Source organism: Sphingomonas morindae (assembly GCF_023822065.1).
In the GTDB taxonomy this organism is placed as follows: Bacteria; Pseudomonadota; Alphaproteobacteria; order Sphingomonadales; family Sphingomonadaceae; genus Solisphingomonas; species Solisphingomonas morindae.
Window position 1 is genome coordinate 3,243,541 of the sequence record NZ_CP084930.1, and the last position, 24,880, is coordinate 3,268,420.

Consider the following 24,880-nt stretch of genomic DNA (forward strand, 5'->3'; position numbering starts at 1 on the left):
GGGCGGGAAGGACCGGTCAGCCCTTCCTCCCCATCACGACGTTCTCGACGAGCGCGCACCGGCCATAGTCCTCGACGACATAGGCCTCGTTCACGCTCGAATAATTCTCGATCTGATCGAGCGCGGGCTCGTCCTTGAGCTGGCGGCGCCGCGTGCCGTTCTGGACATAGATCGACAGATTATCGAGGCTGGTGATGAGCAGCGCGTTGGCCGGGAAGAAGGGCACGATGATCGCCGTCTTGCCGCCGACCTGCTTGGGCAGCGTCAGGATGCGGTTGCGCGCCTCCATCTGCATGGCGTTGTCGCCGGCGGTGTTGATGATGTTCATCTCGCGATCGTGGATGAGATCGCGGCCGATGATCACCACCAGATCGGTGTCGTCGCGGTGCCACACATCCATCAGCTCGGTGGCGTCATGCACCAGCGCGTCGAGATTGGCATAGTCGACCTCCGCGCCGATCGTGCCGGCGCCGACATAAATCTTGCCCTGCGCGGTGACATGGCCGGTGCCGTCGCGCGTGTCGCGGGCGAGGCCGCCGCCCGCCATCAGGCGCACCGGCGCGAAGGCGCGGATCTTGTGGAGCCAGCCGAAATTCACGTCCTGGAGGAGCGGGAATTTGGCGATGTCGGTCTGCTGCGCGCAGGCGGTGCCATTCCATCCGATCATGATCCGGTCGCGGCCCTGCTGCGCGACGATCGCCGCGCTGAGCAGCGTCTGGAATTCGGGCCGGTGCGCCCACATGTCGAGCTTGCTGTAGGAAATGGCGGTGTCGCTGTTGGTCTGGGCGCAAGTGTATTGCCCGCGATCGCTGGTGTCGGTCGGGTCGATCGGCTTGCGGCGCGTGCCGCCGGCGGTGTTGGTGCGGCTCGCGATCGGGCGCGTGACGCCGACGCCGACCTTGGCGCCGGTCTGCGCGTGGACGGGCACGATCTGGATGCGGCCGAGAAAGTCGCTCGAGGCCTGGATCACCTCCTCGAGCTTCTGCTCGACCACCGGGCCGACCGAATATTTGACCGTGGCGTCCTCGACGCCGCTGATCGCCGCCATGCGCTGGGTATAGGCGTTGAAGAGCTTGCGGGTTTCGTTGCGCATCCTTGGGTGCTCCTGGGCGGTCCGGCGGGGGCGGATCAGAAATCGGCCTGAACGGCGCCGGCGCCGCCGGTCGCGGGCTGGCGCGCGAAGCCGGGCTGCTCGGTCGTGGCGAGCGCGTCGGCGAGCGCGTCGAGCCGGGTCGCCAGCGCCGCCACCTCGGCGTTGATCGGCGCGACGGCGGCGGCGACGCCGTCGCTCACCGCCAGCGCGACCGCCGAGAAGAGCGCGGCATTGTCGTTGGCGGGCGCCGGCGGCGTGACGGGCGTCTCCTTCGCCCGGTCGGGCTCGGGGGACTTGAAGCCGAGGCGCGCGAAGGTGGCGGCGACCACGCTCGCCACGGTCGCGGCGATCCCGGCGGGTTCTTCCCGATCGGCCTCGAACCGGAGCGCCACCGGCTCGTCGGCCGTCGCGAACAGCGTGCCGGGCGCGGTGCGGATGAATTTCAGCGCCTGGGTGCCGATGCTGGCGGGCGTGTCGGTGAAGGCGAGGCCGACCAGGCCGAACTTGTCCGTGCCGGCATAGCTCGGCGTCAGCTCGACCGAGGGGAACGGCTTCTGATCGGCGGCGACGAGCCTCACCAGCTGGTCATTGCCCTCGACCTGCACATAGAGCGCGCGGCGCGTCTCTTCCTTGCCATCGATCACGAAGACATCGTCCTGCGCGCGCACCGCGATGACGCTGCCATAGCCGTTGAAGGGCGGCTCCGGGCTGTAGCCGGCGATATGCTCGATATTGATGCGCGGCGTGTAATTGTCGGTCGAGAAGGTCTCGACCACCTGGTCGACCATGTCGCGGCTGACGGTCCGGCCGTCCATCGTGCTGCCCTCGACGAAGGCGCGGAAAAACTGGCTCTTCTTGCCCATGGCGATGCCCGCGACCTTTCCTATCGGCCGGGCTCGACCCCCGGCGGCGTGTCCGGGCCAGAAAGGCGCCAAGCGGCCCCTGTCTCAAGCGCGCCGGCTTGTGGCGCGCCTGTCCACAAGCCGGCGCTGGCGATCGGCGGAGCCGGCTCTGCCTAACGTCGCCGCCATGTCCGCGCCCGCCCTCCCGATGCCCGCGCCCCCGCTACCCGCTTGCCTGCCCTTCGACGCACGGCGCCAGGCGCGCGGCCTCTACTGGCGCGGATGGAGCGTGACCCAGATCGCCGACGAGCTGTCGCTCAAGCGGCCGACCGTCGAGAGCTGGAAACGGCGCGATCGCTGGGACGAGGCGCCCTCGATCCGCAAGCTCGAGGACTGCCTCGAGGTCCGGTTGATGACGCTGGTCGCCAAGGAGAAGAAGGCCGGCGACGATTACAAGGAGATCGATCTCCTCGGCCGCCAGATCGCCACGCTCGCCCGGGTGCGGCGCTATCAGGCGCCGGGCGGCCATGAAGGCGATCTCAACGAGAAGGTCGGCAACCGGAACGCGGGCGAAAAGAAGAAGGCGCGCAAGAACCACTTCACCGCCGAGCAGGCGGCCCGGCTGCGCGCGATCTTCGAGGGCCAGCTCTACGGCTATCAGGAGACCTGGTTCGCCAATCTGAGCCAGCGCACGCGGATGATCCTTAAGTCGCGCCAGATCGGCGCGACCTATTATTTCGCCTTCGAGGCGCTGATCGACGCGATCGAGACCGGCCGCAACCAGATCTTCCTCTCGGCCTCCAAGGCGCAGGCGCACCAGTTCCGCAGCTATATCGTCGGCTTCGCCAAGCTGGTCGGCGTGACACTCACCGGCGATCCGATGTGCATCACCAGCGCGCTGCGCCCCGAGGAGGAAGCGGCGGCCGAGCTGCACTTCCTCGGCACCAACTTCCGCACCGCCCAAGGCCGCCACGGCAATTTCTATTTCGACGAATTCTTCTGGGTCCACAGCTTCGAGGCGCTGAACAAGGTCGCCTCGGGCATGGCGACGCACAAGAAGTGGCGAAAAACCTACTTCTCGACGCCATCGACCATCGCGCACCCGGCGCATCCCTATTGGACGGGCGAGCGCCGCAACCGTCGCGCCAGGAAGGAAGAGCGCGTCGAGATCGATGTCAGCCACGCCGCGCTGCGGCAAGGCGCGGTCGGGCCGGACCGCGTGTGGCGGCACATCGTCACCATCCACGACGCCGAGGCCGCCGGCTGCGACCTGTTCGACATCGACGAGCTGAAGGACGAATATGCGCCCGACGAGTTCGCCAACCTGTTCGGGTGCGAGTTCGTCGACGACAGCCTGTCGGCCTTCAAGTTCAACGAGCTGGTCAGGTGCGGCTGCGATAGCCTGGTCGAGTGGACGGACTGCGATCCGGAAGGCGCGCGGCCCTATGGCACGCGCGCGGTCTGGGCCGGCTATGATCCGCAGGAAAGCGAGGAGGGCGACAATGCCGCGCTGGTGATCATGGCGCCGCCGGCGGCGCAGGGCGGCACCTTCCGCGTGCTCGAGCGCCACCAGCTGCGCGGGCTCGACTTCGAGCAGCAGGCTGCCTTCATCGAGGCGGTCTGTGCGCGCTACACCGTCACCTACATGGGCGTGGACGCGACAGGCGTGGGCGCCGCCGTCTACCAGCTCCTCGCCAAATCGGCCGCCATCGGCGGCGTCACCAAGATCGAATATTCGCTCGAGGTGAAGGCGGCCATGATCATGAAGGCGCAGAACGTGATCCGGCGCGGCCGGCTCGCCTTCGACGTGGCGATGATCGACCTGATCTCGGCCTTCGTCTCGATCAAGAAGGCGCTCACCGCGAGCGGGCGCGGCATCACCTTCAAGGCCGGGCGCGCCGGCGGCGACGGCCATGCCGATCTCGCCTGGGCCGCCATGCACATTCTCATCAACGAACCGCTCGACGGCAAGCAAGCGCCGAAGGCAAGCATGGAGATCTGCTGATGGGCAAGAAGCGCGGCGCGCGCCGGATGAGCCGGGCCGAGACCGTGTCGGCCGCCGCCGGCGCGCTGGTGCCGGCCAACGACCAGGCGGGCCGGATCGAGGCCTTCAGCTTCGGCGACCCGGAGGCGGTGCTCGACCGGCGCCAGCTGATCGACATGATCGAGTGCTGGCACAATGAGCGCTGGTATGAGCCGCCGGTGCCGATGGACGGGCTCGCGCGCGCCTTCCGCGTCAGCCCGCACCACAGCTCGGCGATTCTGCTCAAGTGCAACATGCTGGCCGCCAGCTTCGAGGCCTCGCCGCTCCTCACCCGCAGGGCGTTCCGCGCGCTGGTCCAGGATTATCTGGTGTTCGGCAACGCCTATCTCGAGCTGCGCCGCAACCGGCTCGGCGCGCCGCTGCGGCTCGACCATGCGCTGGCGAAATATGTCCGGCGCGGCATCGTCGACGGCGCCTTTTGGTTCGTGCCGGGCAACGCTTCGGAGACCGCCTTCGCGCCCGGCTCGGTGGTGCAGCTCGCCGCGCCCAGCGTCGACCAGGAGATCTATGGGCTCCCCGAATATCTGTCCGCGCTCCAGTCGGCGCTGCTCAACGAGAGCGCGACCTTGTTCCGGCGCCGCTATTATCTGAACGGCAGCCATGCCGGCTTCATCCTCTACGCCACCGGCGAGTTCGCCGATGGCGATGTCGACGCGCTGCGCGAGGCGCTCCGCGCGTCCAAGGGGCCGGGCAATTTCCGCAATCTCTTCGTCCATGCGCCCAAGGGCGCCGAGAATGGCATCAAGCTGCTGCCGATCGCCGAGGTCGGCGCGCGCGACGAGTTTCTCGGCATCAAGAACACGACGCGCGACGATGTCCTCGCCGCGCACCGCGTGCCGCCGCAGCTGCTCGGCATCGTGCCCGCGAACGCCGGCGGCTTCGGCGACGTCACCAAAGCGACCGACGCCTTCTACGAGCTGGAGATCGCGCCGCTCCAGGCGGTGTTCCTCGAGGTGAACGACTGGCTCGGCGCCGAGGCGGTGCGGTTCAGGGAGAGATCGGCGGCGCGGGCGGCCTAGCCTGTTCCGCCCGGTCTCGCCTCACGCTGGATCGGCCATCTCGGTTCGCGCCGCCGTCACCCGCAGGCCCAGCGCGCGCGTCACCTTGAGCAGCGTCTCCAGCGTCGGATTGCCGTCGCGGCTGAGCGCGCGATAGAGTTGCTGGCGCTTGATGCCCGTCTCGCGCGCCAGCTGCGCCATGCCGCGCGCGCGCGCGACCGCGCCGAGCGCATGGGCGATGAAGCCGGCGTCGCCGCTGGCGAAGGCCTCGGCGAGAAGCGCGTCCTGGTCCTCCGCCTCCGTAAGATAGGCGGCGGCGTCGAACGGCGCGAGGTCCAGGGGCGCCTCGGTGCCATCGGTCATGGCTTTGTTCCTTTCATTCCTTCGCTCCATGGATCGTGTCTCGTCCGGCCGATCCCGCCGGTGTCCGTCATGGGATGCGCGCCGCCAAGGCCTTGGCCTGGGCGATGTCGCGCGCCTGACTATCCTTGTCGCCGCCCGCCAGCAGGATGATCGTCTCCGCGCCGCGCCGCGTGAAATAGAGCCGATAGCCGGGCCCGTGATGGATGCGCAGCTCGCTCACGCCACCCCCGACGCTTTTCACGTCGCCCATCTGCCCCGCCTCGATCCGCAGGATGCGCCCGGCGATGCGCGAGCGCGTCGCCTGGTCCCGCAGACCATCGAACCAGGCTTGGAAGGCGGCGGTGCGGAGCGTCTTCATGCGTCTCTTATAAGTGACTAGGCGCCACCTGTCAACATATAAGAGACGGTTACCGCCCCTCGCTCCATGTCAGCAGCGCGCGCTTGGCCTGTTCGAACTCCATCCGGGCCTCCGCCATCTCGCGCAGCGCCGGCGCGGCGGTCGACGCACGGCCGAGCGCCGCCACCATCCGGTCGGCCGCCGCGACAAGCCGCTGGACCAGGGGCTCGAGCGGCCCGTCGCGCCCGGCGAAGGGCATGGCGACCAGATAGACGCGCTTCGATCCGCAGGCGCAGCGCAGCTGCGCGGGCAGCGTCGACCAGGTGAGCGGGCGGCAGCGCCGCACCAGATCCGCGATCAGCTGCTCGCGGTCGAGCAGCTTCACCCGGCCGCACTGGCGGCACGTCACCTGCACCCCCGCCTCGATCTTGCGCAGATCGGTGAGGCTCTTCGGATCGCCCACCATCAGCGCCGCCGCCGCGGGGCGCGCCAGGCGCGGGCAAGGGGCGCGCGCGCCACGCCGCGCGCGCTGGTCTCGGGCAGCATCCCATCCTCTTCGCAAACCGCGCCCAGCGCGTCACCGTCGCTTAGAACATATTGGCAACAGCGGACAAGCCCCCGCGCCCCCGATCCCGCCCCCACCCTCAAAAACGCGCGTCTCCCCCCGCCTCGCCCGCGGTCTTTTCGTGTCGCTTTTGATGCGCGATGCGGGGGCGCGGGCGCTTCGGGAGAATGGGGCTGCTAGGGGGTTTGCCGGGCTGGCGGCGTCGCGGGGGACCTATCGCTTCGATGATGCGATTTGATGCAGCCGGAGCCGGTGCGCACGCGCTCAAGCGTCGCCATGGTCGGGCGCGTCGCGGAAGCTCGACTGGCGCCGATTGCGCGCCTCGGCGTCGAGCACGCGCTTCACCTCGCGGGCGAGCGCGCGCGTCCTGGCCGGGCTGCTGCGTCACGTGGATGGTGACATGGAAGCTTTGGTGGATCGCCGGACCGCGCCCTCGGGATCGATCGCCCGCCCCGCGTGCCGCCACGCCCGCCATCGCCGCCATGGGGGGAATGCCGATCGCGGGTACCGGTGCCGCGAGGATGCGCCGCGCGTTCGCGGACGCGGCGGCGGGGAGGATCGCCGCGGCGGCGAGCGCGACGCCCAGCGCGCGCGTGCGCGCGAGCGGGCGCGGGGCGCCGCGACCGATGCCGAGCGCGAGACCGCTGGCGATCTGCTCGCCCAGCCCGGCGAAGACGCGACTCGGCGAGTGGATGCCGAGCACCTGGCGGAACGCCGAGACGGCGCCCTTGGCCAGCGCCGTGACATGCGCGATCAGCCGCGCGGGGCTGAGCATGCCGATCAGTCCCTCCAGCATCATCGCGCCGATATGCGTGAACTGCTCGGGAAGGCTGGCCATCCAGCGGAGCGCGCCGGCGAACGCCCGCTTGACCTTGTCCCAGTGGCGATAGGCTTGGAAGGCGAGCAGCGCGAGCGCCGCGATGACCGTCGCGATCGCGAGCACCATGGGACTGGCGAGCATCATCAGCCCCGCGCGCAACACGCCGCGGCCCAGCATCATCGCGGCGGCGCGCGCCAGTCCGAAGGGCACGCGCGCCAACAAGGCCAATCGCATGGCGCCGCTCAACGCGCCGCCCAGCAGCCCGAGGCCCCGCCGCGCCAGGCGGGCGGCGGCGCCGAGCAGCGGAAAGGCGGCGGCGACCGATCCCTCCGCGCGGATCTTGGCGAACAGGCCGATGACGCGCGCCGCCGGCCCGAGCAGGCCGCCGAACGCGATGCGCGCGATCGCGAGGGCGCCGCGCATCAGCAGCAAATTCATGACGATCGATCCGAGCCACGCGAAGGCGGTGGGATGCGCCTGGCCAAGGGCGGTGAAGGCGCGCAGCGCGGAGGTCGCCATGCGCATCAGCCGGACGACCGAGTCCAGCAGTCCGCCCTTGGCGCCGGCGGCCACCATGAAGTCCTTCAAGCCGGCGCGCAGCTTTCCCTGTTCGCCGAAAAAGCCCTGATTGACCGTGGCATAGGCCTGGTCCAGCGATTGCGTGCGCGCATAGGCCGCGCCGGACCGGAGGAGGGTCGCCATCTGCTTGTCGATCAGGTTGAAAAGGTTGCCGCCCGTGGAACCGAATAGCCGGGCGTTCTCGAAGGCCCGCGCCTCGCCGGTGCGGATGCCCGCGCGCGCATAGGCGGGCAGGACGAAATCGCGGTGAAATTCTACGGGGTCATGCTGCAGGGCCGCCGCCGCGTCCGCCGTGAGCGGATTGCCCCGCGTGCTCCGCACGCCGCCCAGGCTGTTGAAGCGGACCCGGCTACGATCCCACAGGCCGAGCCGCACGAATTCGGCGGCGGCGCGGCTATTGGCCTTGATACCACTGGCCATTTTGAAGGCGGTCGCGAGGCCGACGCCGGCCGCCTCATGCTGCTCCGCGATCAAGGGCTCGATATGGCCGAACAGGGCGCGTTCCGTGAGATGCGCGGCCGCGATGCCGGCGCGCGCCATGAAGGCCTGATAATCGGACGGCTGCACGGCGCCGCCCGAGGATTGCAGCGCGCGGAACAGGCCATTGGTCAGCGAGGCGGCGCGTTCGGGACTGGTCAGTCCGCCCGCCTGCTCGATGAAGCGGAGAAAATAGCGCGACTGCTCGTCGCTGAGCGGGGCGCCGCTGGCGGCGGTGACGACATGCAGCTTGGCGAGCAGTGGCGCCATCCGCTTGGCGGCGGCCAGCTGACCCCCGAGGGCCGCCTCGCCGCTCTCGCGGAACACGCCCTGCGCCTCCTGCAAGTAGCGCAGATTCTCGGCGGTGCTGGAGCCGGCGATGTCCATCGCCTGCGCATAGGCGGTGAGGTTGCGCACCGCGCCGTCGCTCAGGCCAAGCATCCGCATGCGGTTCTGCGTCGCCTCGACCTCGGCGCCCGCGCGCGCCATGGCGAGCAAGGGCGAGGCCAGCATCGTCAGGCCGAACAGGCTGCCCTGGCCGCGCGCCATCATCGTGTCGCCGGCGGCCTGGGCCTGCCGCGTCCGCGCCTCGATCTGCGTCAGCCGTACCCGCCGCTCGAGCAGCCGCGTGCTGCGCTCCACCGCCGCGCGCAGCGCGCGCTCACGTTCGATGAGGTGGGTCACATTGCCGCTGGCGCCGCCCAGCGCGCGCCCCACCTCGGCTAGGGCGCGGCGCTGACCGTCGAGCGTCCGGTTGGTCTCCGTGAGCGCGCGCCCCGCCGCGCGGGACGTGCCGGCGATGCGCTCGAGCAGCCGCGACAGGCGGTCGGTGCCCGTGAAGTTGACGCGGATCATGAGATCGCCGGCGCCCGCCATGCGCTACTCCCTGGTGTCGACCAGCCCGAGCGCCTCCGCCCGATCGATCGCCAGCCGTCGCCACGCCATCAGCTCGGCGACGCTCATCCCGGCGAGGGCCGCCGGCGGCCAGTGGAACATGACCGCCAGATCGGCCATGGCCTCTTCTACGCGATCGGGGAGCCCGTGTTCGCGCCCCTCTGCGGCAAAAAACCCGCCACTTGGTTACTCAGCTCGACAAAATCGGCGATGTCGAGCGCCTCGAGATCCGCCGCGTGCAGCGTCGGCTCGGTGATGCGGGGCAGCAGCGCGAACATCGCGTCGGTGTCCGCCTGAACAAGATCGAGCAGCCGCAGCCCGCGCAGCGCGCCGGGGCCGGGACGGCGGAGAAGAACGGTCTCGATGCGCGTGTCGCCCCGCTTGAGCGGCACGTCGAGCGGAACGGAGACGGTCGCGGGTCTATGGGCGTGCGGGGGCTCGGCACGAACGGCCATGTAAAGGCTCCTGTTTCTCATGCATTTGACGGAACGCGCCCAATATTTACCGCCGACGACTCGGCTACTCAATAGCGCCGCGCGCCATCCTCCAAAAGGAAGGGGGGTCGGGAAAACACCAATCACCCCAACCGGCGCCGAAAACTGACGGCAAGTGATTTGAATGGCGGCACTTTCGCGGTTGGGGTGCCACACCAACCTAACACCAACCATTATTTTGATTTAAACAACCTCAAAGGCTTAGCAGCCATGTGCTGGGCCATCTGGCACCGCAACCTGGTTGGTGTCCGGTTGGTGTAAAAGTTGGTGTGCAAGTCCTTGATCTATCACGCCGGTTGGTGTGGTTGGTGTTTTCCCGACCCCTCCCCGAACCTGTGCGCGCTCCTGCTCCTCGCTCCGGGCGTGACCCGATGGGCGCGTCGAAAGGCCCGGTATTTCAGCCCCTTCGGCCTGATGACCGGGCAAGTCTCGGAATGCGGCGCGCGGGATGGGTCGCACGCTCCCTTCGCGGCATGGCCCTCGCCTCCAAGACCAGCCACCGCGACCAGGCATTGGCATGCTGCTCGCGGCGCGCTGGCCTTGAAGGGCGCCCGGGCGCGCGCGGTAAAACCGCGGTAAGAGCCGGAGGTGTTCTCTTTATGAACCGCCTCCGTTTGCGCTCCGATCCAGCGCAACGAACAAGGAAGTCATTGAAAACACAAGACGACCTAGCCTTCCCAAGCTTACGACGAGGGTTCGATTCCCTTCACCCGCTCCATGCCCGCGCGCGATCCGGATCGGTCGGCCGGCCTAAGCGGCTTCGGCGGCCAGCCTGGCTTCAGGCTCCTCGCCCCACCCCGCCGGCCTCCGCCAAGCCTTCCACGCCACGGCTATTCCGCCGCCACCCGCACCCGCTCGGGATGATCGGACAGATAGCGCGCGGCGAGCGCGGTGCGGGTTTCGATCGGGGCGACGCCGCGCTCCATGTCGCTGATCGTCACCCGGTGCATGCCGAGCGCGCTGGCGAACTCGGCCTGGGTGAGCCCCGCCGCCTTGCGCAGCGCCTTCATCTCCTCGGGTCGCATCATCCCCTCCCCCTGTCTTAGCGCGCCGGCGCGAGCCAGCCATGCATCGCCATCCAGCGTGCGAACTCGTCGAACCAGCCGGTGCTGGTGGTCGGCTTGGGATACATGCCGAAGCCATGGCCCCCTTGTTCGAACAGATGGAATTCCACCGGCTTGTGCGCGTTGCGCCAGCTGTCGATCAGGCCGTAGCCGCCATTGCCGAACAGCGGATCGTCCGCTGCCAGCGCCACGAACAGCGGCGGCGCGTCGGCCGGCACGGTTACCGGCGCGAGCGGGCCGTAGATGATGCCGAGAAAGGCCGGCCGATCGGCGCCGCCGCCCAATTCGGTGGCGAGCGTCAGCATCGCGCCCGCGGAAAAGCCGACCATGCCGACCCGGCTGGGATCGACATGCCATTCGCCGGCGCGCCGCCGGATCAGCGCCAGCGCGGCGTGCGCATCGGCCAGCTGCGGCTCGAGCGCGCGCACCGCGTCCGCGCCGGGCCTGGGCGGGGTGCGCGCCGCGCCGGAGAACATCGCCGCCATCGCGCGCGAAAAGGCGGGCATGTCGGCCGGTGTCTGGTTCAGCCGATATTTCAGCACGAAAGCGGCGACGCCGCGCGCGGCCAGCGCGCGCGCCACGGCCCAGCCTTCATTCTCCATCGACAGCGTGCGGAAGCCGCCGCCCGGCGCCACCAGCACCGCCGTGCCATTGGCCTTGGCGGGATCGGGCAGGATCGGCGTCAGCGTCGCGACGGTGACGTTGCGCGCGAAGGTGGAGCCATATTGCGTGTACCAGCTCTCGGGCACGGTGGCGCCGGGCAGCGCGCCGGTGCCGAGCGGGATCGCATCGGCCTGGGCGGGCGTGGCCATGGGCGCCATCGCATCGGATTGCGCGGGCGCGCGCCCCGCCGCCGCCGCGCCGATCACCAGCCCAAGGGCGAGCGCCCGCAGCCCCGGTCCGCGCCGCGCGCGTCCGGACCTTGTCCTATTCGCCATGACATCCTGCCCTTTCTTTCTCGTCACCGCCGAATCACGGCGGTGCTTGGCTCCTCACGCTCCAGAAGGTAACGCTACCATCACCAAGAATAGAAGGGGAGAATGTGATGAAGCGGCTGATTTCATTGGTGACGACATTGTTCGCGAGTGCAGCGGGGATGGCGCTGACTTCGCCCGTGACGGCGGCGCCCCCCGCCCCCGCGACCGGCCTGCGCGCCGATGCCGAGGCGCAGGCCGCCGCGATCGTGGCGCGGATGACGCTCGACGAGAAATTGCCGCAACTGCTCAATGTCGCCCCCGCCATCCCCCGGCTGGGGGTCCCCGCCTATAATTGGTGGACCGAATCGCTTCACGGCGCGCTCGGCCCGGTCCCGACCACCAACTTCCCCGAGCCGATCGGCCTCGCCGCCAGCTTCGATGCACCGCTCGTCCACCAGGTGGCCGGTGCGATCGGCACCGAGGTGCGCGCGCTCCACACGCTCGGCCGCCGCACCGGCCAGCTCGGCCGCATCGGCACGGGGCTGGACAGCTGGTCCCCCAACATCAACCTGTTTCGCGATCCGCGCTGGGGCCGGGGGCAGGAAACCTATGGCGAGGATCCGTTCCTCACCGCGCATATGGGGGTCGCCTTCGTCACCGGCCTGCAGGGCGACGATCCCGATCGCCCGCTGGTCATCGCCACGCCCAAGCATTTCGCGGTGCATAGCGGACCGGAATCGACGCGCCACCGCGCCAATGTCTTCGTGTCGACGCATGATCTCGAGGACAGCTATCTCCCCGCCTTCCGCGCCGCCATCACCGAGGGCCATGCCGGCTCGATCATGTGCGCCTATAACCGCATCGACGGCCAGCCCGCCTGCGCGAGCGACATTCTCCTCAAGGATCATCTACGCGGCGCCTGGGGCTTTTCAGGCTATGTCGTGTCCGATTGCGACGCGGTGAAGGATATCGCCGACAATCATCATTATGCGCCCGACCAGCCGGCCGCCGTCGCCGCGGCGATGCGCGCAGGCGTGGACAATGAGTGCAACACCGCGACGCTGGACGACACCGCCGGGCTGGAGCGCCGCTTCCGCGCCGCGCTGGACCAAGGCCTGATCTCGGTCGCGGATATCGATCGCTCGCTGGTGCGGCTGTTCGCGGCGCGGCTGCTCGCGGGCGATCTGCCCGGACTCCCCGGCGCGGTCCGCGACCTGCCGCCCTCGGCGATCGATTCGCCGGCGCACCGCGCGCTCGCCCGCAAGGCGGCGACCGAGGCGCTCGTGCTGCTCAAGAATGACGGCATCCTTCCGCTCAAGCCGGGCGTGCGGATCGCCGTGGTCGGCCCGCTCGGCGACGCCACGCGCGTGCTGCGCGGCAACTATTCCTCGCCGCTTTCCGCGCCCCCTGTCTCGGTGGTCGAAGGGCTGCGCGCGGTGCTGCCCGCCGGGCAGGTGACGCTGGTGCCTTTCTCGGCTTCGGTGACCGATGGCGATCGCGTGCCCATGACGGCGCTCCGCACCGCCGGCGGCAAGCCCGGGGTGGAGGTGCGCTACTTCAACCCGACCGAACCCGTGCCCGATCGGATCGAACCCGAGGCCAAGGCGGCCACATTGGCCGCGATCCGCTACCAGACGCGGCCCTTCGCGACGCGCACCGAGCCCGATGTCGGCAATACCAGCCTCTCCGTGCCCGGGCTCGCCACGCATCACCGCACCGAATGGACCGGCCGCCTCGTGCCGCCCGAGAGCGGCACCTACCGCATCGGCCTGGCCGGCGCGGGCGGCGTGCTGACGATGCCGGGCTTCCCCAGCGTCGACCGGCGCGAAGGCCATTGGAACGATCTGCCCGGTTTCACCACGGTCGAGCTGGTGAAGGGCAAGGCCTATCCCTTCCATATCGAGGCGACCGGCGGGGTCGATCTGGTGTGGAAGCGGATCAGCCGCGATGCGCCGGCCGCGCTCGCCAGCGCCGCCCAATCGGCGGACGTGATCCTCGCGGTGGTCGGCCTCACCTCGGATCTCGAGGCGGAGGAGACGGGCGTCACCGTAGAAGGCTTTGCCGGCGGCGACAAGACCACGCTCGATCTCCCGGCCGACCAGCGCGCGCTGCTGGACCAGGCGCGCGCGACCGGAAAGCCGGTGATCGTGGTGGCGATGAACGGCAGCCCCATCAACCTCGCCTGGGCCAAGGACAATGCCGCCGCGATCCTGGAGGCCTGGTATCCGGGCGAGGCCGGCGGCCTGGCGGTGGCCGATGTCCTGACCGGGCGCGCCAATCCCTCGGGCCGGCTGCCGCTCACCTTCTACCGCAGCACCGCCGACCTGCCGCCTTTCGACAATTATGCGATGGCCGGGCGCACCTACCGCTATTTCACCGGCACCCCCGTCTATCCGTTCGGCGCCGGCCTCAGCTATACGCGCTTCACCTATGGCACGCCCAGCGTCACCCCCGTGGCGGCCGGCGCGCAGGCGGGCATCACCGTCACCACCGAGATCGCCAATGTCGGCGGCCGTCCCGGTGACGAGGTGGCGCAGCTCTATCTGAGCTTCCCGGATCGGCCCGGCGTGCCCCGGCTCGCGCTGCGCGGCTTCCAGCGCGTCTCGCTCGGCGTGGGCGAGCGGCGGCAGCTGCGCTTCACCCTGTCGCCGCGCGATCTGAGCGCCGTCACCAGCGACGGCGTGCGCGCGGTGCTGGCGGGCCATTATCGCGTCACCGTGGGCGGCGGCCAGCCCGCCCCCGGCGACACCATGGGCGGCGCCGGGTTCGACATCGCCACCGCCGCGCCGATCCCGCTCTGAACGCCGGCGCCGCCCCGGCGCGGTCCGGGGCGGCATCGGGCTGCTTGCATACCCAAATAGAACCTCTCGCCCATAAATTCTATTCCGCGCCAGCGCGCTCTCCGCTTTTGTGCGGCACCGACGGCGCACCGGTTGCGCAATACCAGTCTATGACTTATCAGGCCTGGAAAGACATGTAGGGGACATGCCGTGCCAGCGCTCGATACCAGCCCATCCGCCTCCCCTGCCGCGCCGCCCTCGCTCATGCACCAGGAGGCGGAAGAGGCGGCGCGGGCCGTCGCCCGGCTGCTCGATCGCCATGGCGCCCTGATCGCGGAACTTGGCGCGGCGCTGCGCGCGGCGCCGCCTTCGCTGGTGGTCAGCTGCGCGCGCGGCTCGTCCGATCATGCCGCGACCTACGGCAAATATCTGATCGAGACGATGATCGGCATCCCCGTCGCGTCGGCGGCGCCGTCCGTCTCGTCGGTCTATGCGGCGCCGGTGCGGGCGGAGGGCGGGCTGTGCATCGCCATCTCGCAAAGCGGCCGCAGCCCCGATCTGCTCGCCACGGTGCGGGCGCACAAGGCCGGCGGCGCGCGCGTGATCGCGCTGGTCAACGATGCCGAGGCGCCGCTCGCCGCGCTTGCCGATACGCTGATCCCGCTCGAGGCGGGGCCGGAACGCTCGGTCGCCGCCACCAAATCCTTCATCACCGCGCTCGCCGCGCTGGCCGCGCTCGTCGCCGCCTGGGCAGACGATGCGGCGCTGCGATCCGCGCTCAACGACCTGCCGACCGACCTCGCCCGCGCCTGGGCGCGCGATTGGTCGAGCCTCGCCGACCTGCTCGTCCCGGCGCGCAACCTGTTCGTCGTCGGTCGCGGGCTGGGCTTCGGCATCGCCCAGGAGGCGGCGCTCAAGCTCAAGGAGACGTGCGGCCTCCATGCCGAGGCGTTCAGCGCCGCCGAGGTGCGCCACGGGCCGATGGCGATCGTGGACGAGCGCTTCCCGGTCGTCGCCTTTGCCGGGTCCGATGCGGCGGGCGATGATGTCCGCGCCGTCGCGGCCGAATTCGCCGGGCGCGGCGCTCCCGTGTCGCTGATCGACGCGCGCCGTGACGGAGCCGGCGATCCGCCGACTTCGGCCGCGCATCCCGCGATCGAGCCGCTGCTGATGATCCAGAGCTTCTACCGCATGGCGAACGGTCTCGCGCTCGCGCGCGGATTCGATCCCGATGCGCCCCGCCATCTCGCCAAGGTGACGCGCACGCTATGACCGCATGGAGCTTCACCAACGGCCATGTCGTCACCGCCGGCGGCGTGCTGCCCGCCGCGCGGATCACGCTCGCCGGGGATCGCATCGCCGCCATAAGCGAGGCGCCGGGCCCGGACGCGATCGATCTGGCAGGCGGCTGGATCATGCCCGGCTTCATCGATACGCAAGTGAATGGCGGCGGCGGCGTGCTGTTCAACGACGCGCCGACCATCGCCGGCATCGCCGCGATTGGCGAAGCCCATGCGCCGACCGGCACCACCGGCTTCCTGCCGACGCTGATCACCGATGCGCCGGCGGTGATCGGCCGCGCGCTCGATGCGGTCGATGCCGCGATCGCGGCGGGCGTGCCCGGGGTGCTGGGCATCCATGTCGAAGGTCCGGTCATCAATCCCGCGCGGCACGGGATCCACGATGAAGCGCGCGTCCACCCGCTCGACGATGCGCTGATGGCGCTGCTGCTCCGCCCCCGACGCGGCGTGGTGATGGTGACGCTCGCGCCCGAGCGCGTGCCCGCCGATCGCATCCGCGCGCTGGCGGCGGCAGGCGTCCGCGTCAGCCTCGGCCATAGTGACGCCAGCCATGCCGAGGCGGTGGCGGGAATCGCCGCCGGCATCACCGGCGTCACCCATTTGTTCAACGCCATGTCGCCGATGGCGCACCGCGCGCCCGGCGTGGTCGGCGCGGCGCTCGACGATCCCCGCCTGTACTGCGGGATCATCGCCGATGGCCATCATGTCGACGATGTCGTACTGCGCGTCGCGCTCCGGAGCCGCCCGCGCGACCGCTTCATGCTGGTGACCGACGCCATGCCCTGCGTGGGCGCGGCGGAAAAGGATTTCACCCTCCAGGGCAAGCGGATCCGCGTCGTGGACGGGCGCTGTGTCGACGCCGCGGGCACGCTGGCGGGCTCCGATCTCGATATGGCGGGCGCGGTACGGCACGCCATCACGCGGCTCGGCGTCGCCCCCGAGGAGGCCGCCGTCATGGCCGCCGGTGCGCCGGCCGCCTTTCTCGGCCTGGCGGACAGCCACGGCCAGCTCGCCCCCGGCCGCCGCGCCGACTGGGTGCGGCTCGATGCCGGCTTCCACCCGGTGGAAACCATGATCGCCGGCACCCGGCGCGTGGCCGTCGCATGAGCCGCACCGTGGAGATCGCCGCGCCGCTCGCGGGCGTGGTGCGGGGGCTCGAGGCGGTGCCCGACGCGGTGTTCTCCGAAAGGCTGCTGGGCGATGGGCTCGCCATCGATCCGGTGGAGGGCCGGCTGTGCGCGCCGTGCGCGGCACAGGTGGTGGCGGTGCAGCCGAGCGGCCATGCCGTAACGCTTGCGCTCGCCCCCGGGGTCGATCTGCTGATCCATATCGGGCTCGACACGGTGCGCCTCGACGGGCGCGGCTTCACCCCGCGCGTCGCGCCGGGGGATCGGGTGGCGGCGGGCGATCCGCTGATCGACTTCGATCTGGATGCGATCGTCACCGAGGCGCGCGCCGCCATCACCCCGCTGATCCTGGTGGGCGACGGCGCCACCATCGCCGCGCGCGCCGCGCCCGGCCCGATCGCACGCGGCGCGCCGCTACTCACCGTGCTGCTGGCGGAGGCGGAGGCGGAGGTGGCGGACGCGCCCGCCGGCGCCGCGAAGACCGAGCGGAAACCTGAGGCGGCGGCGACGCGCCTGCTGCGTATCGACCTGCCGCACGGCATCCACGCCCGGCCGGCGGCGCGGCTCGGCGCCGCCGCGCGCGGCTATCGCGCGACGGTCAGCCTCGCCAAGGACGATCGGACGGCGCCGGTGGCGAGCCCCACGGCGCTGCTCGCGCTCGGCATCCGCCAGGGCGATGCCGTGCGGCTCTCGGCGACGGGCGAGGAGGCCGAGGCAGCGGTGGCGGCGCTCGCCGCGCTGATCGCCACGGGGCTGGGCGAGGAGACGGCGCCCGCTCCCGCCCCCGCCCCCGCCCCTGCCCCCGCCTTCACCAGCGCCGCCGCCAACGCGCCACCGGGCGCACTGGCCGGCATCGCGGCGGCGCCGGGCCTGGCGATCGGCGAGATCCGCCAGCTGCGCGCCGCCGCGCCCGAACCCGCGCCGCACGGCGCCGGCATCGCCGAGGAAGAGGCCGCGTTCGCCGCCGCGCGCGCCACGCTCGCCGCGCGGCTGGCGGACGTCACCGGGCCCGCGCGCGGCATCGCCGAGGCGCATGCCGCGCTGCTCGACGACCCCGCGCTGATCGAGGCGACGCGCGACGGCATCGCGCGCGGCGCCAGCGCCGGCCGCGCCTGGCGCGAGGCGCTGCGCCCGCAGGCCGAGGCGTTGCGCGCGCTCGACGATAAGCGCCTCGCCGAGCGCGCCGACGATCTACTCGATCTCGAGCGCCAGATGCTGCGGCTGCTGGCGGGCGACGCCGCGCCCGCGCCGGTCCTGCCGCCCGAAACTTTGCTGGTGGCGGAGGATCTGCTGCCGTCCGATCTGCTCGCGCTCGACCGTGCGGCGCTGGCGGGGCTGTGCGTGGCGCGCGGCGGGCCGACCAGCCATGTCGCCATCCTCGCCGCCGCCATGGGGCTGCCGATGCTGGTGGCGCTGGGCGAGGCGGTGCTGGCGCTGCCCGAGGGCGGGTGCGCGCTGCTCGATGCCGGCGCCGGGCTGCTCCATCCCGATCCGGCGCCCGATCGCCTCGCCGCCGCGCGCGCGGCGATCGCGGCGGCGGCGGCGCGGCGGGCCGAGGCGCTGGCGCGCGCCGGCACGCTCTGCCACAGCGCCGATGGCGTGCGGATCGAGATCTTCGCCAATCTCGGCCATCGCGACGAGGCCGCGCCGGCGGTGGCGCGCGGCGCCGAGGGCTGCGGCCTGCTACGCACCGAATTCCTCTTCCTCGAGCGCGCCGCGGCGCCCGATGAGGCGGAGCAGAGCGCCGAATATCAGGCGATCGCCGATGCCTTGGGCGAGCGCCCGCTTATCGTCCGCCTGCTCGATATCGGCGGCGACAAGCCCGCCCCCTATCTGCCGATCGCGCCGGAGGAGAATCCGGCGCTGGGGCTGCGCGGCATCCGCGTCGGGCTGGCCCGGCCGGCGCTGCTCGATACGCAGCTGCGCGCGATCCTGGCGGTGCGGCCGGCGGGCCGCTGCCATATCATGGTGCCTATGGTGGCCGGGCTGGAGGAGCTGCGCGCGGTGCGGGCCCGGGTCGCCGCGCTCGCGGCCGAGGCGGGGCTCGCCGCGCCCTTTCGGCTGGGCATTATGGTGGAGACGCCGGCGGCGGCGATGCTCGCCGATCGCTTCGCGGCGGAGGCGGATTTCCTGTCGATCGGCACCAATGATCTCACCCAATATGCGCTCGCCATGGATCGCGGCAACGCCGCCGTGGCGGGCGGGGTGGACGGGCTGCACCCGGCGGTGCTGCGGCTGATCGCCGAGACCTGCCGCGGCGGCGCGCGCCACGGGCGCTGGACGGGCGTGTGCGGCGGCCTGGCCTCGGATCCGCTGGCGGTGCCGATCCTGCTCGGCCTGGGCGTGACCGAACTTTCGGCGGCGCCGGCCATGGTGCCGGACATCAAGGCGCTGGTGACGCGGCTGACGCTGGCGGACTGTCGCGCCCATGCCGAGGCGGCGCTCGCCTGCGCCACGGCGGCGGAGGTGCGGGCGCTGGCCGCCCGCTTCGCGGAGGAGATGCCCGCATGAAGACGCTGCTCGCCCGCCTGCAGCCGCTCGGCCGCGCGCTGATGCTGCCGATCGCGGTGCTGCCCGCGGCCGGCCTGCTGCTCCGTCTCGGCCAGCCCGATCTGCTCGACATTGGCTTCATCGGCGCCGCCGGCGGTGCGATCTTCGATCATCTCGGCCTCTTGTTCGCGCTCGGCGTCGCGACCGGCTTCGCGCGCGACGGCAATGGCGCCGCCTGCCTGGCGGGCGTCGTCTGCTTCCTCGTCGCGACCGAGGCGGGCAAGACGCTGCTGCCGGTGCCGCCCGAAGCCGGCGCCGGGCTGGTCGGCGCCGGCGCCGATCTCGCCGTCGCGGCCTGGAAGGCCAAGGCGGTGGCGCGGCTCGACGTGCCGCTCGGCATCCTCTCGGGGCTGGCCGGCGGAATTTTCTACAACCGTTTCTCCACCATCCGCCTGCCCGAATATCTCGCCTTCTTCGGCGGCCGGCGTTTCGTGCCGATCGTCAGCGGCCTTGCCGGGCTGGTGCTGGCGGTGCTGGTTGGGCAGGGCTATGGCGCGATCGCCGGCGGGATCGACCGGCTCGGCGCGCTCATCACCGGCGCCGGCGGCTTCGGCCTCTTCCTGTTCGGGCTGGCCAACCGGCTGCTGCTCGTCACCGGCCTGCACCATCTCGTGAACAACATCGTCTGGTTCGTGATGGGGGATTATCACGGCGCGAATGGCGATCTGCGGCGCTTCTTCGCGGGCGATCCGAGCGCGGGCGCCTTCATGGCGGGCTTTTTCCCGGTGATGATCTTCGGCCTGCCCGCCGCCTGCCTCGCCATGTACCATTGCGCGCGACCGGAGCGCCGCAAGGAAGTGGTCGGGCTGCTCACCAGCCTCGCGCTCACCTCGGCGCTGACCGGCGTGACCGAGCCGATCGAGTTCAGCTTCATGTTCCTCGCGCCGCTGCTCTATGCGGTGCACGCGGTGCTGACCGGCGCCGCCATGGCGCTGATGAATCTGCTCGGCGTCCGGCTCGGCTTCGGCTTCTCGGCCGGGCTGCTCGATTATGCGCTGAATTTCGGCAAGGCGACGCGGCCGCTGCTGCTGCTGCCCGTCGGCGCTGTTTATGCGCTGCTCTATTACGGCCTGTTCCGCTTCTGCATCCAGCGCTTCGATCTCGCGACCCCGGGCCGCGAGCCGCGCGCGCCCGATGCGGAGACGGCGACGGGCGCCGATCCTGCGGCGGCCGCGCCGGGCGCGCGCGGCGCCGGCTTCGTCGCGGCGCTTGGCGGGAGCGGCAACCTGGCCGAGATCGGCGCCTGCACAACCAGGCTGCGGCTGATCGTGCGCGAGCCCGCGCGGATCGACGAGGCGGCGCTGCGCCGGCTGGGCGCGCGCGGCATCATCAGGCCGGGCGGCGGGGCGGTGCAGGTGGTGCTGGGGCCGATGGCCGATCTGGTCGCGGTCGAGATGCGCGACGCGGTGGCGGCCGCGCCCTCGCCGCCGCCCGCCGCCGCGCCGCCGGCTATCGCCCCGCCCGCCGCCGTCGCGCGCCCGGTCACGCCCTCGGCGGCGCTGCTCGCCGCGCTGGGGGGCGCGGACAATGTCGAAGGCGCCACCCGCCATGCCGGGCGCCTCCGCCTGCACCTGCGCGATGCCGCCCGCGCCGATCGCGGCGCGCTGGCCGGGCTCGGCATCATCGCCACCGCCGAGCCGCTGGCCCATCGCCTCCATCTGCTCGCCGACGAGTCCGCGCTGGACCGGCTGACCGTCTGACAGATCGGCCGGCGGCCGGCCGGCCGGAGCCGCTCGCCGGTCGCCGCCGTTCAGGGCGTGACTGTCACCGGGCCGAGCAGCCCGGCCGGCCCGCCGCGCGCCTCCACCAGCAGCGCCACGTGGCGCGGCCCGGCGCCCGCCGGCAGGCGCGCGGTGAGCGGCCCGGGTGCGTCCTGCGTCTTGCTGGCGAGGCGGACGCCGTCGACCCATAATTCGGCGCGGCCGCCGATCCGCGCGAAGGCGATGCGGCCGCCCGCCGCCGCCACCTGTCGCCACGGCATCAGGCCGCTCCGGAACAGATACCAGCCGGTGCCATCCACCGCCGGGCCGGGATGCACAAAGGCCCAGCTGTTATTGTCGCCGTCGGCCGGCGCGAGATCGGGCGCGGGCCGCGCCGGGAAGGCGGGCGAGCGGCGCCATTCGTCGAGCCGCTGGAACGTCTCGGTCACCGCGATCTGCGGCGGCGGCGCCACCGCGCGCCGGGCGATGAGGCAGGCGGCGGGGCGCAGCCCCGGCGCGGTGGCGGTGAGCCGCAAGGGGCCGGGCGCGGCATCGCTCCGCACGATCAGCTGGGCAAGGCCGTTGAACAGCCGCCGCGCGGGCACCTGTTCGGGCTCATGGCTGTTGGGATCGCCATTGCCGACGCCGATGATCGTGCCGCCCGCCACGGTGAAGCGCGCGGGCGCATCGGCGATCGGCACGTGGCGGCCGCGCGCGTCCACCGCGTCGATCGTCACCGGCTGCACATCCTCGCCATCGCCCGCCATGACGGTGCGGGCCGGGGTAAGCCGCAGCGCGACGGGCGGCCCCGCCGTCTCGTGCGCGGCGGTCGCGACGATGCGGCCGCCGGCATAGCCGGTCGCCTCGATCCGCCCGGACTGATAGGCGATGGTCCAGCTATTGCCCATGATGCGGTCCACCCGCTGCCGGCCGATCAGCCGGCCGTTGACGCGCAGCGCCACCTCCTCGGCATTGGACATGACGAGCACCGGGATCGGCTGGCCCTCGCGGCCCGGCCAGGTCCAGTGCGGCGCGATCGAGACGACCGGCCGATCGTCGCGCCAGTGCGCGCGGTGGATGTCGAACGCCGTCTTGGCGAAGCCGCACAGGTCCATGATGCCGAACAGGCTCGATGCGGTCGGCCAGTCGAACGGGGTCGGTTCGCCATGATAGTCGAAGCCGGCCCAGACGAAGCTGCCCGCGACGAAAGGCCGGGCGGCGATGGCGCGCCAGGTGGCGCGATGCGTCGCCCCCCAGCTCGCTGCCTCGACATCGTAGGAGGAGACGACATGCCGCGCGGGATCGCTCGCGAAGGCGCCGCGCGTCTCGAAGGCGCTGGTATCCTCGGAACTGGTGATCGGGCGATCCGGGTGCAGGGCGTGGAAGCGGTCATAATCCGCCTGATAGTAATTGAAGCCGGTGACATCGACCGCGCTCGACACGTTGACCGGATCGAAGAAGGCGCCGTTCATCGCCGCCGTGACGGGCCGGCTGTCATCCAGCGCGCGCACGGCATGGACCATCCGGCGCACCATCTCCACCCCGGCGGGGCTGCCCTGCATCGGCTCCTCGTTGAAGACCGACCAGAGGATGACGGATGGATGGTTGCGATCGCGCCGCACCAGCGCCTCAAGCTGGACGAGATAATCAGGCGCGGGATTGAAGCGGCGATTCTCGTCCATGACGAGAAAGCCCATCCGGTCGGCGAGGTGCAGCAGTTCGGCGGCGGGCAGCGCATGGGTGCAGCGGATGGCGTTGCAGCCCATCTCCTTGAGCCGCTCCAACCGCCAGCGCAGCAGCGCATCGGGCACCGCCACGCCGACGCCGGCATGATCCTGGTGCAGGCACACGCCCTTGATCTTCACCGGCCGATCGTTGAGCAGCAGCCCGTGCGCGGGATCGAAGCGGATGGTGCGGAAGCCGATCGCGATCCGGCGCGTGTCGAGCGTCACGCCGTCGCGGCGCAGTTCGGTCTCGACGGTGTAGAGCGTCGGCGCTTCTACCGACCAGGGCTGCACCGCCTCTCCCGGCGTCAGCACGAGCCGCGCCTCGGCGCGGTCGAGCGGCGTCGCCCGTGCCCCGGCCTGCCCCTCGGCGAGGATCCGCCCATCGGGCGCGCGCAGCCGCGCCAGCACCGCCACGGCGGCGGGCGCCTCCAGCACATTGTCCAGCCGGACCGTGACGGGCACCTGCCAGCCCCCGTCCGCCGCGCGCCGCGGATCGCAATGCACGCCATCGGTCGCGATCGAAACGGCGGCGCGCCGCACCAGCCACACATGGCGGTACAGGCCCGCCCCCTCATACCACCAGCCTTCGGACGCATCGGCATCGACCCGCACCGCGATGACATTCTCCTCGTCGCCGAAGCGCGCGAACGGGGTCATGTCGATCACGATGGCGCTGTAGCCCGACCAGCTATGGGCGACGACATTGCCGTTGATCCACACCGTCGCCAGCGTCGCGGCGCCTTCGAACTGAAGCTCGATCCGCTTGCCGCGATCGGCGGGATCCAGCGTCAGCGTGCGCCGGTACCAGCCGATCCCGCGCGGCCGATAGCCTTGCGCGATATTGGCCGTCTTGACGAAGGGCTGGGCCGCCGCCCAATCGTGCGGCAGGCGCACCACCGGCCAGTCGCTGTCATCGAACACCATCCCCGCCGCGCCCTGGGCGTTGCCCGCCTTGACGCTGAGATAGATGGCGTTGAGCGATGGCAGCGGCGGATCGGCGACATCGCCTTGATGGAAGCGCCAGCCCTGTTCCAGCCGCACCCGATTAGGATCTTCCTGCGGCAGCGGCGGCGGCAGCGTATCGCCAGGGGGCGGCATCGGCACGGCGCCGGCGGCGGCCTCCGGCCGCTCGCGGGCCCCGGCGGGAACCGGCGGCAGCGCGGCGCCGGCCGCGCCGCTGAGCAGGAAATGGCGTCGGTTCATCGGGCGCTCCCCCGGCGCCTCGGGGCGGCGCCGCTAGATGTCGGACAGTTCGGCGACGAAGTCATACGCATCGCCGCGATAATAGGATCGGGTGAACTCGGCGGCGCGGCCGTCGCGCAGGAAGCCGCGCCGCTCGATGAGCAAACCGGGCTGGCCGGGATCCACGCCCAGCATCCGCGCATGTTCGGTGCCGAAGGGCACGGCGCGCAGCCGCTGCAGCGCGCGCACTGGCCGCATCCCGGCCGCGTCCAGCGCATCGTACAGCGAGTCCTTCACCGCCTGCACGCCCGGCAGGCAATAGCCGGCGATCGTCGCGAACTCGAGCGCCATCGGCTGGGCGTCGGCGTAGCGGATGCGGGCGAAGCGCAGCACCGGCGCCCCCGGCGAAAGATGCAGCGCCATCGCCTCGTCGGGATCGACGGTGCCGGCCGCGCGGCTGATCCAGCTGCTCGAGGCCGTGCGCCCGCGCGCCGCCATATCTTCCGAGAAGGAGGAGAGCTTGGAAAAATTCTTCTCGACCCGGCCGGCGACGAAGGTGCCCGCGCCGCGGCGGCGGGTGAGCAGCCCCTGCTCCACCAACTCGCCGATCGCGCGGCGCACCGTGATGCGTGACACGCCATATTCGGTGGCGAGATCGCGCTCCGCCGGAATGGCATCGCCATGGGCGAGGATTTCGCGCGCGATCGCATCGCGGATCAGCTGGTGGAGCTGGAGATAGAGGGGCGCGGGATTGCCCTCGCGGAAGCGACCGATCTGATCCGAGAAGCGCACCCTTGACCCCCTGCCCGCCGGCCGGCGCCGCGCGCGCCGCCGCTTGTGCGAAAAGGCTAGAGCATGGGATCGAGGACGGCAATCGGTCGCACCCTTGGCTGATTGGTATTCCGCGCTTTTCCGGCGGAGGAACAAGGAAGCACGCGAACCCGAACGCGCCGGCCTCAAGGCGGCTTGCATGTGGCATTGGATTGGTACACGTTGCCGCCTTGCTCGACAAGGGGCGGGAGGAGA

The 24,880-nt window shown here is 71.3% G+C and carries 19 protein-coding genes; 7 read left to right on the forward strand and 12 right to left on the reverse strand.

Annotation, left to right across the window (positions count from 1 at the left end; translation table 11 throughout):
* Window positions 1-16: 16 nt before the first annotated feature.
* Both LHA26_RS15810 and LHA26_RS15815 read right to left on the reverse strand, forming a co-directional pair.
* Window positions 17-1,093, reverse strand: coding sequence for a phage major capsid protein, P2 family (locus LHA26_RS15810; protein ID WP_252166532.1), 1,077 nt, complete (start codon window positions 1,091-1,093; stop codon window positions 17-19).
* A 35-nt stretch (window positions 1,094-1,128) separates the two neighbouring features.
* Window positions 1,129-1,956: a GPO family capsid scaffolding protein gene (locus LHA26_RS15815; RefSeq protein WP_252166533.1), complete on the reverse strand. Its 828-nt coding sequence runs from the start codon at window positions 1,954-1,956 to the stop codon at window positions 1,129-1,131.
* Between the two features lie 187 nt (window positions 1,957-2,143).
* Between LHA26_RS15815 and LHA26_RS15820 the strand changes: the two genes are divergently transcribed.
* Entirely contained in the window at window positions 2,144-3,940 is a 1,797-nt protein-coding gene (locus tag LHA26_RS15820; protein ID WP_252168421.1) for a terminase large subunit domain-containing protein, read from the forward strand.
* The gene (locus tag LHA26_RS15825) at window positions 3,940-4,998 is read left to right on the forward strand and encodes a phage portal protein (protein ID WP_252166534.1); all 1,059 of its coding nucleotides are present in this window, start codon (window positions 3,940-3,942) and stop codon (window positions 4,996-4,998) included. Before LHA26_RS15820 ends, LHA26_RS15825 begins: the two co-directional genes overlap by 1 nt.
* 21 nt (window positions 4,999-5,019) lie before the next feature.
* On the opposite strand, the gene LHA26_RS15830 is transcribed toward LHA26_RS15825, so the two are convergent.
* The 8 genes from LHA26_RS15830 to LHA26_RS15865 form a co-directional block, all read right to left on the reverse strand.
* A complete protein-coding gene (locus LHA26_RS15830) occupies window positions 5,020-5,340 on the reverse strand; it encodes an addiction module antidote protein (RefSeq protein ID WP_252166535.1) in 321 nt (106 codons plus the stop codon).
* Between the two features lie 67 nt (window positions 5,341-5,407).
* Window positions 5,408-5,698, reverse strand: coding sequence for a type II toxin-antitoxin system RelE/ParE family toxin (locus LHA26_RS15835; protein ID WP_252166536.1), 291 nt, complete (start codon window positions 5,696-5,698; stop codon window positions 5,408-5,410).
* A 49-nt stretch (window positions 5,699-5,747) separates the two neighbouring features.
* The gene (locus LHA26_RS15840) at window positions 5,748-6,143 is read right to left on the reverse strand and encodes a hypothetical protein (RefSeq protein ID WP_252166537.1); all 396 of its coding nucleotides are present in this window, start codon (window positions 6,141-6,143) and stop codon (window positions 5,748-5,750) included.
* A 178-nt stretch (window positions 6,144-6,321) separates the two neighbouring features.
* A complete protein-coding gene (locus LHA26_RS15845; protein WP_252166538.1) occupies window positions 6,322-8,994 on the reverse strand; it encodes a phage tail tape measure protein in 2,673 nt (890 codons plus the stop codon).
* A gap of 3 nt (window positions 8,995-8,997) precedes the next feature.
* On the reverse strand, window positions 8,998-9,132 hold the full coding sequence (locus LHA26_RS15850) for a GpE family phage tail protein (RefSeq protein ID WP_252166539.1): 135 nt from the start codon (window positions 9,130-9,132) through the stop codon (window positions 8,998-9,000).
* Window positions 9,133-9,140: 8 nt separating this feature from the next.
* Window positions 9,141-9,467, reverse strand: a complete 327-nt coding sequence (locus tag LHA26_RS15855; protein WP_252166540.1) for a phage tail assembly protein — start codon at window positions 9,465-9,467, stop codon at window positions 9,141-9,143.
* 869 nt (window positions 9,468-10,336) lie between these two features.
* The gene (locus LHA26_RS15860; protein ID WP_252166541.1) at window positions 10,337-10,534 is read right to left on the reverse strand and encodes a helix-turn-helix domain-containing protein; all 198 of its coding nucleotides are present in this window, start codon (window positions 10,532-10,534) and stop codon (window positions 10,337-10,339) included.
* Window positions 10,535-10,548: 14 nt separating this feature from the next.
* A complete protein-coding gene (locus LHA26_RS15865) occupies window positions 10,549-11,508 on the reverse strand; it encodes an alpha/beta hydrolase (RefSeq protein WP_252166542.1) in 960 nt (319 codons plus the stop codon).
* 158 nt (window positions 11,509-11,666) lie between these two features.
* On the opposite strand from LHA26_RS15865, the gene LHA26_RS15870 reads away from it, so the two are divergent.
* From LHA26_RS15870 to nagE, 5 genes are all read left to right on the forward strand, one after another.
* Window positions 11,667-14,288 carry a glycoside hydrolase family 3 C-terminal domain-containing protein gene (locus tag LHA26_RS15870; protein WP_252166543.1) on the forward strand — a complete coding sequence of 874 codons (2,622 nt, stop codon included), beginning with the start codon at window positions 11,667-11,669 and terminating at the stop codon, window positions 14,286-14,288.
* Between the two features lie 243 nt (window positions 14,289-14,531).
* Window positions 14,532-15,539, forward strand: a complete 1,008-nt coding sequence (locus LHA26_RS15875) for an SIS domain-containing protein (protein ID WP_252168422.1) — start codon at window positions 14,532-14,534, stop codon at window positions 15,537-15,539.
* The gene (gene nagA, locus LHA26_RS15880; protein ID WP_252166544.1) at window positions 15,536-16,675 is read left to right on the forward strand and encodes an N-acetylglucosamine-6-phosphate deacetylase; all 1,140 of its coding nucleotides are present in this window, start codon (window positions 15,536-15,538) and stop codon (window positions 16,673-16,675) included. The genes LHA26_RS15875 and nagA overlap by 4 nt, the downstream gene beginning before the upstream one ends.
* On the forward strand, window positions 16,672-19,206 hold the full coding sequence (gene ptsP, locus LHA26_RS15885; protein WP_252166545.1) for a phosphoenolpyruvate--protein phosphotransferase: 2,535 nt from the start codon (window positions 16,672-16,674) through the stop codon (window positions 19,204-19,206). Before nagA ends, ptsP begins: the two co-directional genes overlap by 4 nt.
* Window positions 19,203-20,945 carry an N-acetylglucosamine-specific PTS transporter subunit IIBC gene (nagE, locus tag LHA26_RS15890; RefSeq protein WP_252166546.1) on the forward strand — a complete coding sequence of 581 codons (1,743 nt, stop codon included), beginning with the start codon at window positions 19,203-19,205 and terminating at the stop codon, window positions 20,943-20,945. Before ptsP ends, nagE begins: the two co-directional genes overlap by 4 nt.
* Window positions 20,946-20,995: 50 nt before the next feature.
* On the opposite strand, the gene galA is transcribed toward nagE, so the two are convergent.
* Window positions 20,996-23,875, reverse strand: coding sequence for a beta-galactosidase GalA (gene galA / locus LHA26_RS15895; protein ID WP_252166547.1), 2,880 nt, complete (start codon window positions 23,873-23,875; stop codon window positions 20,996-20,998).
* Between the two features lie 33 nt (window positions 23,876-23,908).
* Window positions 23,909-24,646 carry a GntR family transcriptional regulator gene (locus LHA26_RS15900; RefSeq protein WP_252166548.1) on the reverse strand — a complete coding sequence of 246 codons (738 nt, stop codon included), beginning with the start codon at window positions 24,644-24,646 and terminating at the stop codon, window positions 23,909-23,911.
* Window positions 24,647-24,880 lie beyond the last annotated feature (234 nt).